12 protein-coding genes and 2 riboswitches are annotated in these 14223 nt (G+C 38.2%); of the genes, 10 read left to right on the top strand and 2 right to left on the bottom strand.

Annotated elements, in window-relative coordinates:
- Nucleotides 1-702: 702 nt before the first annotated feature.
- The 5 genes from ACFQZ1_RS06835 to ACFQZ1_RS06815 all read left to right on the top strand — a co-directional run bounded on the left by ACFQZ1_RS06835 (nucleotide 703) and on the right by ACFQZ1_RS06815 (nucleotide 6096).
- Nucleotides 703-3834, top strand: a complete 3132-nt coding sequence (locus ACFQZ1_RS06835) for a carbohydrate-binding protein (RefSeq protein ID WP_377881363.1) — start codon at nucleotides 703-705, stop codon at nucleotides 3832-3834.
- Nucleotides 3782-4252 carry an Ig-like domain-containing protein gene (locus ACFQZ1_RS06830; protein ID WP_377881497.1) on the top strand — a complete coding sequence of 157 codons (471 nt, stop codon included), beginning with the start codon at nucleotides 3782-3784 and terminating at the stop codon, nucleotides 4250-4252. Before ACFQZ1_RS06835 ends, ACFQZ1_RS06830 begins: the two co-directional genes overlap by 53 nt.
- A gap of 205 nt (nucleotides 4253-4457) precedes the next feature.
- The gene (locus ACFQZ1_RS06825) at nucleotides 4458-4697 is read left to right on the top strand and encodes an S-layer homology domain-containing protein (RefSeq protein ID WP_377881361.1); all 240 of its coding nucleotides are present in this window, start codon (nucleotides 4458-4460) and stop codon (nucleotides 4695-4697) included.
- Nucleotides 4698-4707: 10 nt separating this feature from the next.
- The gene (locus ACFQZ1_RS06820; RefSeq protein WP_377881360.1) at nucleotides 4708-4887 is read left to right on the top strand and encodes an S-layer homology domain-containing protein; all 180 of its coding nucleotides are present in this window, start codon (nucleotides 4708-4710) and stop codon (nucleotides 4885-4887) included.
- Nucleotides 4888-4998: 111 nt separating this feature from the next.
- Nucleotides 4999-6096 carry a HupE/UreJ family protein gene (locus tag ACFQZ1_RS06815; protein ID WP_377881359.1) on the top strand — a complete coding sequence of 366 codons (1098 nt, stop codon included), beginning with the start codon at nucleotides 4999-5001 and terminating at the stop codon, nucleotides 6094-6096.
- A 265-nt stretch (nucleotides 6097-6361) separates the two neighbouring features.
- On the opposite strand, the gene pssA is transcribed toward ACFQZ1_RS06815, so the two are convergent.
- Both pssA and ACFQZ1_RS06805 read right to left on the bottom strand, forming a co-directional pair.
- A complete protein-coding gene (pssA, locus tag ACFQZ1_RS06810) occupies nucleotides 6362-7063 on the bottom strand; it encodes a CDP-diacylglycerol--serine O-phosphatidyltransferase (RefSeq protein ID WP_377881358.1) in 702 nt (233 codons plus the stop codon).
- Nucleotides 7064-7457: 394 nt separating this feature from the next.
- Nucleotides 7458-9344, bottom strand: a complete 1887-nt coding sequence (locus tag ACFQZ1_RS06805; RefSeq protein WP_377881357.1) for an LTA synthase family protein — start codon at nucleotides 9342-9344, stop codon at nucleotides 7458-7460.
- A 190-nt stretch (nucleotides 9345-9534) separates the two neighbouring features.
- On the opposite strand from ACFQZ1_RS06805, the gene ACFQZ1_RS06800 reads away from it, so the two are divergent.
- From ACFQZ1_RS06800 to sat, 5 genes are all read left to right on the top strand, one after another.
- Nucleotides 9535-9930: a DUF3888 domain-containing protein gene (locus tag ACFQZ1_RS06800; RefSeq protein WP_377881356.1), complete on the top strand. Its 396-nt coding sequence runs from the start codon at nucleotides 9535-9537 to the stop codon at nucleotides 9928-9930.
- 90 nt (nucleotides 9931-10020) lie between these two features.
- Nucleotides 10021-10203, top strand: a riboswitch (Lysine riboswitch).
- A 181-nt stretch (nucleotides 10204-10384) separates the two neighbouring features.
- Nucleotides 10385-11701, top strand: coding sequence for a diaminopimelate decarboxylase (gene lysA / locus ACFQZ1_RS06795; protein WP_377881355.1), 1317 nt, complete (start codon nucleotides 10385-10387; stop codon nucleotides 11699-11701).
- Nucleotides 11702-11826: 125 nt separating this feature from the next.
- Nucleotides 11827-11935: riboswitch (SAM riboswitch) on the top strand.
- 69 nt (nucleotides 11936-12004) lie between these two features.
- Nucleotides 12005-12148, top strand: a complete 144-nt coding sequence (locus tag ACFQZ1_RS06790) for a YezD family protein (RefSeq protein ID WP_377881354.1) — start codon at nucleotides 12005-12007, stop codon at nucleotides 12146-12148.
- 91 nt (nucleotides 12149-12239) lie between these two features.
- Entirely contained in the window at nucleotides 12240-12944 is a 705-nt protein-coding gene (locus ACFQZ1_RS06785) for a phosphoadenylyl-sulfate reductase (protein WP_377881353.1), read from the top strand.
- A gap of 135 nt (nucleotides 12945-13079) precedes the next feature.
- Nucleotides 13080-14216, top strand: coding sequence for a sulfate adenylyltransferase (gene sat / locus ACFQZ1_RS06780; RefSeq protein WP_377881352.1), 1137 nt, complete (start codon nucleotides 13080-13082; stop codon nucleotides 14214-14216).
- The last annotated feature ends 7 nt before the right edge of the window (nucleotides 14217-14223 follow it).

Here is a 14223-nt window from a genome sequence, read left to right as displayed (position 1 = left end):
TTGATTTCATAGTAGTTATCATTTTTGATAACTACTTTTTATTTTGCCAAATAGATTATTTTAACCGTATCAAATGATTCGTTTTTTGTGTCTGGGGTCCCGCCACATCGCTATCAAGTTAAGAAACACATTCTTCCCCAGAACGATAAAAATGAACTTCGGTGCTATAAAAAACAAAAAATTTCCGTTTGGGGGATACTTTAAGATCTTAGCTTGATGGACATGTGGCGGTACTCCTTAAATAAAATATTCGGTCGATGAACGATTAAGTTTCCCTTGAATATACTAGATACTTTTATCTGTAATTCCATTTTTGCATAAATCTGAATTTTCATATTTTACAATAAATTAACTCTGAGAAAATATAAATATAATATTTTTACATTACAATTCAAAAAGGGCCTATTCAAAAAGAACCATTTCAGTTTAATGAGAGCAGCAGAAGGAGAACATCAAGGTTCCAATATTGGAAACGAAAGGGGGATTTCTGTGACAAAAAATCTCCTCTCATCTCGATCGATGGGAGGATGCCTGCCATCCTTGTAAAGCGGGGCGACCTTCTCCAGCACAATGGAGTCGTCGACATGATCGATATAATCAATGAGTTCCGCATCAAAGTTTCACTACGGCTTTGTTTTTTACTCAATTTTACAAGCTTTTGAACAGACTCTTAAAATACTTAAAATATGGAGGTTTTCTATAATGAAAAGAATATTATCCATTTTCCTCGTATTCACGATGATATTCGTTATGTTATCGACCACCACAGACGCACTTGCAAACGAATCGGACGGCAAACTCGTCAAAATCGACAATATGCAGCCAGTTTACGGTCAAACGATCACCGCCAGTGCAATCATGGGTCATGGGTCAAATGGAAAAAATCTCACATTTCAATGGCAAGTACAGGAGTCACGTATAAGCGATAAATATATTAATGTCAAATCGGGTGGTACATCAAAAAGCTACACCGTAACGTTAAATGATATTGGTAAAAAATTACGCGTTGTAGTTAGTTTACCATCAAATGGTGACAAAAAAACTTCATTACCCACGAACGCAGTATTAAATGCTAACTCCCTTATTGCATCGATGAAATTCGATAATAATTTAAAGGACGATGTAAATCAAGAGAATTTGACAGAAAATGGAAATTATAGTTATGTAGACGGTGTGTTACCAGGGACCAAAGCTCTGCACTTAGAAAGCGGAGACGGCAATTATGTCGGTACGAAGCATAGCTTGAATTTTGGTAATGACAGTTTTACCACATCCTTCTGGTATAAGGGTGACACTAAAAATAATCAGGTAATATTATCAAACAAGGATTTTACTAAGAGCTCTAACGAAGGCTGGGCGATTTATACATCAGCTAATTCGGTCAATATGAATTTAGGATTCCCGACCGCATCAGTAAAATTTGGGCGCGACACGTTTAATGCTTCCAATTGGCGTTACGTGACATTTGTTGTAGACAGAGATAAAATGCTCGGATCGTTGTATATTGATGGTTACAAAATGACTGAAACTTCGCTGGGGGTCGGAACTTTAGATACATCGAATCCATTAAATATAGGTAGCGACGGATTGGGCAAACATGGCGGTAATTCATTCGATATAGCTGATCTGAATGTTTGGAAAGGTGCATTTAGCAGTGATGTAGTTCAAGCTAATTATAATAGTTACGCTGTAAATAAAGTAGATATGAACGCACTTAACGACAAAATATCAGAAGCAAATAAAATAATAGCAGACGGTCTCGGCAACAGCTTCAGCCAAACCGATTTTGATTATTTGAAAAAGGTCTTGAATACGGCATCTACGGTTGCAACAACGCAAAAAGAAAAATTATATACACAGGAAACCATCAATTATTACGAACGTGAACTAAACAACGCCATATTCATCTATCAAAAAAGCAATAAAACATTAACTCCCGCCGGTTTAAATATGATTGTGGACAGCGACCCGGAAGTAAGTGCTAATCCCGCAACAATCGCGCGCATTGAAAAAGATTACAGAACAGAACTGAGACAATTCCCACAGGCCGACGTACTCTTTATTCCTGGCGACGTTACCGGCGGTAACAACGCCAATGAATATGTGTGGATGAAAAATCTGACAGACATATACAATAAACTTAAAGGTGAGGGTCTGTTTGACAATACGAAGCTTTATATGGTAAGAGGCAACCATGATATGGGCGGCGCCGAACAATTTATACCTGTCGGTTCAGCGGGCGCGTGGAACGCCTCGACGAATTCATACGATAACAATTTCTTTAATAGTGCTTATAGGGTAAAGGTAAAAGGATATAATTTTGTGGGTTTTGACGGAAATTATAACAACGACAATACGGTGGGAAAAACCAAAAATTTCCTTGACCAAATTAAAAAAGAAGCGGATTACGATCCAACCAAACCCATATTTGTATCTTCTCACTACCCTATAAGCGGAACCGTGTGGGGATCGGCATGGAGCAGCGCGGCAAGTAATAATGTAGGTAAATATATTGCCGACAATAATTTTTCGCAGGTGGTATATATGTCAGGTCATACACAATACGACCCGACCGACGAACGTTCTCACTATCAAGGTGCGGCTACGTATCTCGACAGCGGTGCGAGTTCATATTCCAGCTATATTGATAACGGTCCGTACGGCGGATATATAGAAGGCTCGTATATCAATTACAAAACCACACCTCGCATCGCGAATTTCATAGAGGTTTACGGTTCGAAAATGATTATCAAACAATATAATTTAAGTACAAATGAATATGTAGGCATACCTTCTGTAAAAGTCGTTGGTGAAGGAAAAGAGGCCTTTACCTATAGCAGGAGCGATATAAGAGAACTCATGGCTCCGCAGTTTGAAGAGGGTATTACGGTCGATTCCTACAAAAACAACGAACTTGCTTTTACAATAAAGCAAGCAAAAGACAATGTGCGCGTTTTGGAATATAATATTCAGCTTATCAACAAGCTCACGGGGAAAGTGGACAAATCGTTTAACAGCCTTTCGCTGCCGTTAGACAAACCATTCGATGAATACAGACATTATAAGTTTACAGATTTGTCGCCGACTACTCCATATATACTCAGGGTATTCGCCGACGATTCCATGTATAACCGTTCGTCGCAGGACATTGACATTGAGGCTCAAAGTGTTAATTTAAACAGCATCACTGCGCATTCTGACATAACAGGGTTGACAATCGGAACGGCGAAGTCAGCGGATGCCCTTGGATTGCCTGTATCAGTATCCTTGGATACTGATACAGGCAAGGGAGAAGCCAATGTGACATGGAATGTAGATGCTTCAAACTATGATCCCACTGTAAAGGCTGCACAAACCTTCGCTGTCAATGGAACTGTAACTTTGCCAACTGGGGTGAAAAATCCCAATAACGTGCCTTTGACAACAAGCATCAGTGTAACTGTTGATGCTGCAGCTTTTATTCAGGCGGAAAACTATACCTCTATGAACAATGTAAAGAAAGAGGACACCAATGACATTGGCGGCGGACAGGCACTTGGATATATTGGTCCGGATTCTTGGATGGAATACAGTGACATCGATATTCCGTCATCAGGAACTTATACCCTGCAATACAGGGTGGCTGTCAATAAGTCGGCAGGATCCGGCATCACATTTATCGTAGACGGAGTTCCGCAGAAGACAACGGCATTGCCGAATACAGGAGGGTGGCAGAATTGGTCAACAGTGTCCGATGAGGTTACACTGACGGCCGGGAAGCATACAATAAGGCTTCAGGCAGCTGCAGACGGATTTAATATCAATTGGTTCAAAATATTGTATAAGAAACTGTAATATCGAAGACATCGTAGACTTCAAACCGGTTGCCATAGATACGAACATAGGCGAAATACCCGCACTTCCTGCACAGGTTGAGGCCATATACAATGACGGAACAACAGGGGCAGTGAATGTTGTATGGGAGGAAATCACAGCAGACATGGTTGCGAAGGCGGGTACATTTACCGTGAACGGAACAGTGGAAGGAACAACGTTAAAAGCGAAAGCGACTTATCGAGTAAAATTCGTTGATCAAGGTAAGACGCTCTTGAACATCCAACCACCTGCAGCAATCACCGAATTGGCCAACGGTACAGCGAAGACGGCCGCGGCTCTTGGGTTGCCTGCTACGGTCGAACTGGTTACCGATGCGGGAAGCACATCTCAAGCGAAGCGGCTGAATATTTGCTACGAGACGCTCAATATGTATTGACACAAAAGTAGAGCAATTCAAGTGTTTGAAACCAAAAGTATACACGCAGGTGTCATCACATTAGCGAAATTTAGGATGGATCGGTAATGAGGGGGAGATCAATTTTCTTCCTCTCATTATTTGGACGATTAATGGTACCAAAGGTGTACTAAAGCTGCATTCCCTCGCTCTGCAACGGGATACCGGCTCATATTTTATATGTAATGTGACAGTCGCTGGCGCCGTCGGTGTAGAAATTGACCTAATTGTTGTCCAGTCGGTTGTTGTGAAAGATATTGACAGACACTGGGATAAAGACGCCATTGAGAAGCTTGCTAGCGCAGGAGTGATTACCGGATATGATGACGGGACGTTCAAGCCGAACAAAACGATTAACCGTGAAGAAATGGTTATTATTCTATCCCGTATTGTGGACTTAAGTAAAGTGGACAAAGAATGCTTCTAAAGGCAACTTTGTGGATATAGCAAGCGCAAGCTCTTATGCAGCAAATCAAATCAAGGATGCGGAAAAAGCGGGAATCATCAGCGGCAAGGGCAATGGCTTATTTGATCCGAAGGGCAACTCCACACGCGCAGAGGCGCTTGCGATCGTTCTGAACGTATTGAACCTTAACCCTCAAGTAAAACACTCTTAGACAGCTTGAAATAAGTCGAGCAACATGTTCAAGTTGCAGAATGAACGTTCGTAACCGGATAAACTATATTGCAGATTGTAATACTAACATTTCATGAAAAGAGGTTCCACTATGAAGCAGCGTTCATTTCTGTCCATGTTCATCATCATGATCTTATTATTTTTTGGGACTGCCACAACTTCACTTGCGCATTCCATAAATATGAATTACTCGGATTTAAACATTGAAGGGAACGAGGTTCTCTATGATCTTTTTATTGAACAAAAAGATTTGTTTCCACAATTCGGTACTGACTTGGATAATATGGTGAACGATGAACTGGCCTCGCGAAAAATCGAATCCTATCTCCAGAAAGGTCTTCGCATAGATGCGGATTCGAAGCCCTTAACGATGGAATTGGTTTCGATGAACATGGCGCAAAAGGGTGCCGTAAGAGGCGTGGAATTTCAACTGAAGTTTATCGCCGATGAAGAAATCGAACAATTTAATCTTCATTACAATCTGGTGTTTGACGATGCGCCTGCTCATACGAGTGTACTCATGGTCCATGCAGGGGAATATTTTCAGCAGGATATGATTGATAGCACGAATAGAGATATTCTGATCAACCTTCCCCATATTGATAGCACTAAAAGTGATAATCTGAGCAACGTTCCCCAGCCTAAGATTGGCGCTGTTTTGTGGAAATACTTTAAGCTTGGAATCGAACACATTTTGACAGGTTATGATCATTTGTTGTTTTTGTTATCCTTAGTATTAATCGCATCTCGCTTCAAGGATGCGTTGAAAATTGTTACTGCTTTTACAATCGCCCACAGCATAACACTATTCTTGGTGGCCACCGACCGTGTTCAGGTCAGTTCGCATTGGGTCGAGGTCTTGATTGCCCTGACGATCTGTTATGTGGCAGTGGAAAATATGTTTGTTCAAAAGGCGAAATGGCGGTGGATATTGACAGCCATATTTGGCCTGATTCACGGTATGGGCTTCGCCGGGGCTTTAGCTGAAACAGGACTTCCAAAAGAAAATCTGATTGGCTCACTCCTGATGTTTAATTTAGGTGTGGAAACAGGCCAACTATTGATCTTATGCCTAGTATTGCCCCTCTTGATATGGCTGCGAAGGTTCCCATGGTATCGTAAAATGATGATCTCAACGTCTTGCCTTATTTTTGTGCTGGCATTTTATTGGTTGATTCAAAGATTGTAATTAGGCTATTTATTGATTAATACGAGAGTTAGTGGTATTTTTGCTAGCTCTTTTTATTATTGCGTGTCTAACCAAGTCAAGCACAACTAGCTGGTATAGTCCGGTCGAGGTAAGAGCCTAGTCGCCTCGTAGCTGACAAGCAGCTCGTGAAGACTATGATTCTACGGTAAAGACTGTACAGCCCGCCCAATCGAATCCGGCTCTTACAGCTGTTAATGCGGGATAAAAAAGAATCCTTCCTATCATAAGGAAGGATTCTTTTTTACTATTTGTTTGCTCGTTTCTTTTGTGCTGGTCGATGTCTAAGAAATTGTGACAGCATATATAAAATATAGAGTGGAATAGCAATGAATAAAAACACTGAAATATTACCGAAGCTCGTTTTATACATCGTATAAATGATTCCGATTAAAAAGAGTGTCACGATAATACTATATTTTGGAATCGGTACATCTTTCATACTTGGAATACGAATGCGACTAACCATAAGAAAGGCGAATGTCACGAATACTGTAATAAGTACGATTTTTGGAATCGTATGTGAAAATAAAGTAAGGAAGGCAACAAGACCACCTGCTGCTGTAATTGGTACACCAGTAAAATATTTCATTGATGTTGATGATGGTGTGACATTGAAGCGAGCTAATCTGTATGCTCCAAATAGAGGGAAAAGTCCTGCTATGTATAGTCCGATAATACCGTAATTAGAGAAGGATGTGTAATACATCAATACAGCGGGTGCAGCACCAAATGTAACTACGTCTGCTAATGAATCAAGTTCTTTTCCGAGTTGCGAATCGACGCGAAGCAGGCGTGCGATTCTTCCATCAAGACTATCTAGCATCATTCCGATTAAAACTAAAATTGCCGCTGACTTGTAGTATCCTAATGAAGCGTAGCCGATGGATAGAAATCCACTATATAAATTTCCGAGCGTAAATAAGTTTGGAATGGCTGCTCTGTACAAAATATGATCCCTTGCTTTCTTTTATAGATTCTTGATTAGTTTATGAAAGTTTATCCTTTTTATCATAACATAAATTTCCTGTGCTCGTACGAAAAAATTCTTCGGTTTGAGAAAGATTTCAACGGATTTTCATTTGTTGTAAAACCGGAAGTATTAATCAAGGAAATCCATTATGTTGTTGGGATGAATAAAGTATATAATACAACCTGCTTTTTGGAGGAATTTTTTATTAAAGGACATATTACGTTAAAAATAAACCCCGAATCGTCACAATTCGAGGTTAGTTTATTATTTTGTATCAATAGGAAGTAAGACCTACAACCACATCAATATTGAGAGAAAACAAAGAAACTAGGTGAAGGATGGAAAACCCCTATCTGATTAAAATTTCACCTTATTCAAATTTCGTTATCATCGTACCAGTTTTATATTTATTATGCGGATCAAAGCGTAATAAATCACCGTAAATGAGTTTATCAGAGTAATTCAATTCTGTTTTCGCTTTTTTGATATATGGTTGACAAATGTTAATATCAGCTGGCTCACCGTTTTTTTTGTTATAGCATACATTTTTTGTATACATATAATCATTTGTTACGAAACTCCCGTCGCGCATAACTATAAGTGGCTCATCGTTTGTTTCAAATAAATCTGTGCCAAATTCAATAGAATTGTTTGTTTTTACACCCAGTAAATGAAGAAGTGTTGGTTTTACATCAATTTGTCCTGAAACTTTTGAAATGACTTTTCCTTTTTGGCCAGGAATGTGAATGATGAGTGGGACTCTTTGCAGCTGCATCGCATCAAAAGGAGTGAGCGTTTCTTTTCCAATAAATTGTGCCATAGCAGCATTATGATTTTCAGAAATGCCATAATGATCTCCGTAAATAATAATAATAGAATTATCGTATAATCCTTCTTCTTTTAATCGTTTAACAAAATGTTTCAGTGCTTCATCTGTATAACGTACAGTTGGAAAATAACGATTTACAACACCGCTTTCCGAATTGTATTCATCGATGAATCGATCTTCCGGTTCTAGTAAAAAAGGAAAGTGATTTGTTAATGTAATGAATTTTGAATAGAATGGCTGTGGTAAAGATTTTAATTTTGAGATAGATTGCTCAAAAAATTCTTTATCTTTCAATCCCCAACCAACAGACATTTGTTCTGCATTTGTATAGTCTTGTAAGTTAAAATAGCGATCATATCCGAGTGCAGGATACATCGAATCACGATTCCAAAATGTTTTATCATTTGAATGAAATACAGCAGAGTAATATCCATATTTTTTGAGTTGCTCTGGTGTAGCTGTATATTCATTATTAGCATGTGTAAAGAAAACAGAGCCGCGATCAAGCGGGTATAAAGAGTTTTCAATAATAAACTCAGCGTCTGATGTTTTTCCTTGTCCAGTTTGATGGTAAAAGTTATCAAAATAATAGCTATCTTTAATGAAGTCATTTAAAAAGGGTGTAATTTCTTTTCCATTTATTTTTTGGTTGATGACAAAACTTTGTGTGGATTCCATTGAAATTAAAATAACATTTTTACCTTTTGCCACACCGAATAACTCTTTGCTTTCTTGTCTATCTTTTGTTTTTACGTAGTTATCAATTTCGGAAAAGCTATCTCCGCTTGCAAAGACACGCTGAGCAGAAGATTTCGATTGTAGTGCAATATCATAAACATGATAAGTATACAAACCAAGATTTTTCACAACTGTTTGGCGATCAAATGAATGTGAAAAAAGTTGTGGTTTATAAATAACTGAAATAACCATTTGTAAAGCTAATGCTGCTGTTACACCGCTAAAAAACGTTCGTTTCTCTTGCCGAGATAGAGGAGTAGTATCACAAAAACTAGGGGATTTACGAGATAAAATGGCTAAAATAATTACATCAGCAAATAATAGAAGTGTTTTATACGTAAATAGTTCTTTAATACTTGTCCCTAAATCAGCCATATTATTTGTTTGAAATAATACAGGGAATGTTACAAAATCATCGTAAAATCCATAAAACATAGCATTGCCAAATAAAATAAAGGATAGCACGATACTAATACTTATAATGATTCGGTTTCGATGTTTTGTTGCTAATAAAGCGAAACCGAAAAATAACAATAACGAAGCTAATGGATTAAAGAACAACATAATTTGTTCGAAAGCGTTATCAATTTTCATGTCAAAAGCTAATCTGTATACAATATATGTTTTAATCCATAACAAGACGACAGCTACGAGAGCAAATCGTACTTTTGGAAACAAACGTTGTCTCATAAAGGGCTCCTCCCACTACCTACAAGTATCGCCTTTTTTATGTATATGATAGGCTACATATCTATATGTTTTTTACTATGTGTACTATTATATAAAAACATAGCGAAATTGTGGATGATTTTCTAACAATTGGATAGAAAAAGAAGAGAAGGATAAAATAAAGGCATTGATTGAAAGATGGAGGAGTACTATGAAGAAAATATGTTGTTTTATATTAAGTTGTTTCATTTTACTTGGAAATCCAGCTTCTTTCTCTGCTGAGCATGAACCGTTATTACTAGAAGATGCGCTTTATTCTGTGTTGTTTCCAAGGATAAATGAAGCAATTCAAAAACATTATGGAAAACAAAAGCCGTACGATTGTCCGAAAATTGTTAGTCTAAAAAAAATGTACAGTGGTACATATTTGTTTCAGGCATCTATTGAAATAATTAAATATGAGCCAGGAACAGCGGGGAAAAAGCTTCCTCCGTTTGAAAAAGTAACGATTATATTTGAAAATGATAGTGGTGAATGGACTGTGAAAAATATAGATGTAAAGCGCTTACCAGATAATACGAAACTCACTTGTCCTAAACCAATATAAAAAAAGTGTTTGACAAATAAATTAGTCATTTGTTATTGTTAATAGCAACAAAAAGATGCTTGAAAATTAAATAGACTTACCTCATCTACACTCAAAGGTAGAGGCTGCGATAATCAAAAGTAAACTATGGGAAATAAAGTGGTATTCGTGATCATAGGTTGAAAGGGGTTATCGCCGAAATATATGAATGACCACTTCATTCATATATTGGGACTGCATTGAATAAATGTAGTACTGTCATAAGTATTTTGCTTATGGAGAGCTATTAGGAGATGTTTGATGCGGTTTCTTATTTGAGAAAATAACACTACGTTTATTTTTTCGTCATATATTCTTCTAATAAGAAACGCGTGTGAACATTGTTCCGCGCGTTTTTTGTTTATCCAAATTAGGAATAATAGTAATAAATAATAAATGTAATAGAGGGTTTTGCGAAAATAAGGGAGGAATTCACATGTATTTACACGGCACAAGCCGCATTAATGAGCAAGGACACTTAGAAATTGGAGGATGCGATGCTACTGAACTTACAAGAGCATATGGGACACCACTTTATGTTTACGATGAAGCAGCAATTCGTGAGAAATGTCGTGCATTTCATCGTGCTTTTAGGGAAAGTGGGTTCTCTTATCAAGTAGCGTATGCAAGCAAAGCGTTCTTGTGCATGGAAATGTGCAGGTTAGCTGCCGAAGAAAGCATGTCGCTAGATGTTGTTTCCAGTGGAGAACTATATACGGCATTGCAAGCGGGATTTCCAGCAGAGCGCATCCATTTTCATGGTAATAATAAAACAGAAGAAGAAATAAGAATGGCATTAGAAGCTAACATCGGCTGTTTTGTTGTAGATAACTTTTTTGAATTAGAAGTATTGCATGATTTAGCGAAAGAATACGGGCAAATTGTGAATATCTTATTGCGTGTGACGCCGGGAGTAGAAGCGCATACACATGAATATATTACAACCGGGCAAGATGATTCTAAGTTTGGTTTTGGTATTTCAACAGGGCATGCATCACAAGCGATAAAAAATGCATTAGAAAAATCAAACTATCGTGTATTAGGAATTCATTCTCATATCGGATCGCAAATTTTTGAGACGGCAGGATTTATTCGTGCGATTGAAGTGCTTCAGAATTTCTTGGAAACAGTGCGAAAAGAAATGAACTATGTAGCTCCAGTATTAAATGTAGGGGGCGGTTTTGGAATTCGTTATACGGAAGGGGATACACCGCTTGCCCTTGGTGAATATGTGAAAGCTGTGACGGATGCGGTACGCGAGCAGTTTACAGTATGCGAATATCCACTTCCAGAAATTTGGGTGGAACCAGGCCGTAGTATTGTTGGAGATGCAGGAACAACGTTGTATACAGTAGGTGCAATTAAAGATATTCCAGGCATCCGTAAATATGTATCAGTTGATGGAGGTATGACAGATAATCTTCGCCCAGCACTTTATGGAGCTCGTTATGAAGCATTGCTAGCAAACCGAGCGAATGAATCTGCTGAAGAGGTTGTTTCAATTGCGGGCAAATGTTGTGAAAGTGGAGATATGCTCATTTGGGATGTAGAGCTTCCAAAAGTTGTTTCTGGTGATCTCTTAGCTATTTCTTGTACAGGGGCATATGGTTATTCGATGGCGAATAATTACAATCGTATTCGTCGCCCGTCAGTTGTATTTGCAAAAAACGGAAAATCACAAGTTGTTGTCGAAAGAGAATCGTATGAAAATCTTATTGAGAACGATCGCATACGTGTAAAGGAACTTGTATGACTACGTTCTTACTTAGCTGAAGGGGGAGTTGTTTAGGTGAACAGCTCCTTTTTTTTATAATAAATAAAATTTATCGGAAAACTGGGATTGAAAAAAATCAGAATTGTGATAAAATACAAATATAATTCTTATCAAGAGTGGCGGAGGGAACTGGCCCGAAGAAGCCCGGCAACCTACTTTATAGGAGTAAGGTGCTACTTCCAGCAAAATGGCATCCATTTTGGAAGATAAGGTAGATACGTTACCGGAACAGTCTTTTCGAAATGGGAAAGATTTTTTTTATGAAAAAGGGGGGGGCTGTTCGTGGGAGTACGCGGACAATTTGAAGAAGTAGCAAATAAGATTCAATCTATGCTTACTGATATGAAATATGGTTCTATTACAATTGTTGTGCAAGATGGTAAAGTGATTCAGCTTGAAAAAAGTGAAAAAGTACGCTTAAAATAAGCACGCTGACTAGAAAAACTAGAGGCGGCTTTAATCTATTTCTATAGATTAAAGCCGCCTTTTTATATGGGCGTTGTGAAGGGGGAGAACGATGTTAACGTACGAAACATGGCAAGATAATTTTGTTTCCTTTCAGGAAGACGACGAAACGAAAGGCGCTTTGGAAGCAATACGCTGGGCATATGAACATTATGATCAGGATATTGTTTATGCATGCAGCTTTGGAATAGAAGGAATGGTTTTATTGCATGTAATTAACCAAGTAAATCCATCTGCAAAGGTTGTATTTTTAGATACAAATGTTCATTTTCAAGAAACATATGACTTGATCAAAAAAGTCAGGGAGCGATTTCCTAATTTGAATATTATTGAAAAGCAACCGGCACTTACACTTGAGGAACAAGCAAAAGAGTATGGTGATAAATTATGGGAACATAATCCAAACCTTTGTTGTCAATTAAGGAAAATTAAGCCGTTAGAAGAAGCGCTAACAGGTAGGAAAGCATGGATATCCGGTTTAAGAAGAGAACAGTCTGAAACGCGAAAACATACACAGTTTGTCAATCAAGATCATCGCTTTCAATCTGTTAAAATCTGTCCGCTTATTCATTGGACTTGGAAAGAAGTATGGCGCTACGTATATAAGCATAATTTGCCATACAATCCACTCCATGATATTGGGTATCCGAGCATCGGATGTGAAAAATGTACAGTGCAGGTGCAAGCGGGTGGAGATTCGAGAGATGGGCGCTGGGCCGGAAAGCTGAAAACAGAGTGTGGTCTTCATTATCAATAAAGTGAAACTTCCATCAGTAGATTTTTTCTTTATCGCCCGCTAATAGAAAGCTCTCACCAATCGGGTTCTTACTGCACGTTAGTGCGAGGTAAAAGTTACTATCTGTTAAAACTTGATAAAGAAGGGGAAAAGAAAATGAGTGATATAAAAACATTAGTAAATCGAATCGATACAACATATAAAACAGCACATATCGTAAAAGAAATTGAGTTAGATGGAATTGCATTAAGTGATTTAGAGCTCATTGCGATTGGTGGATATAGCCCGCTTACTGGCTTTTTAGGAAAGAATGATTACGTATCAGTAGTAGAAACAATGCGATTAGTAGATGGAGATGTTTGGAGCATTCCAATTACATTGCCTATAACAGAGGAAAAAGCGAAGGAATTAGAAGTAGGAGAAGAAGTTCGGCTTGTAAAAGAAGGTGTAACTTACGGTGTGATTCAAGTTCAAGAGATTTATACGCCTGATAAAGAAAAGGAGGCGTTACTTGTCTATAAAACGGTAGAAGAAGCACATCCGGGTGTTAAGAAATTATACGAGCGTCCGGATATATACGTGGGAGGACCGATTACGCTTGTGAAACGGATTAGAAAAGAAAAATTTGCCGCTTATCATTTAGATCCGAGTGAAACACGAGCAGAGTTTGCACGGCGTGATTGGAAAACAATCGTTGGTTTTCAAACAAGAAATCCAGTTCATCGCGCACATGAATATATTCAAAAAACAGCGCTTGAAATTGTTGATGGCCTGTTTTTAAACCCGCTTGTTGGAGAAACGAAGTCAGATGATATTCCAGCTGATGTTCGAATGGAAAGTTACGAAGTACTTTTAGAAAACTATTATCCAAAAGATCGTGTCTTTTTAGCGGTATTTCCAGCAGCGATGCGATATGCTGGGCCGCGTGAAGCGATTTTTCATGCACTTGTAAGAAGAAACTTTGGGTGTACGCATTTTATTGTCGGTCGTGATCACGCTGGTGTTGGAAATTATTATGGTACGTATGAAGCGCAGGAAATTTTTACGAACTTTACAATAGAAGAATTAGGAATTACACCCCTCTTTTTTGAACATAGTTTCTATTGTGTGAAATGTGAGGGAATGGCATCAACGAAAACATGTCCGCATGAAAAGGAAGATCATGTCATTTTATCAGGTACAAAGGTAAGAGAGCTCTTACGAAATGGAGAACTGCCGCCAAGTACATTTAGCCGTAAAGAAGTTGTAGAAGTATTAATTCGTGGTTTGCAAAAAGAAGTCGTGACAAAGTAAGGAGAGA

It is taken from the genome of Bacillus sp. CGMCC 1.60114 (genome assembly GCF_042676365.1).
Lineage (GTDB): Bacteria > Bacillota > Bacilli > Bacillales > Bacillaceae_G > Bacillus_A > Bacillus_A rhizoplanae_A.
This window is presented reverse-complemented; position numbering and strand designations above follow the sequence as displayed.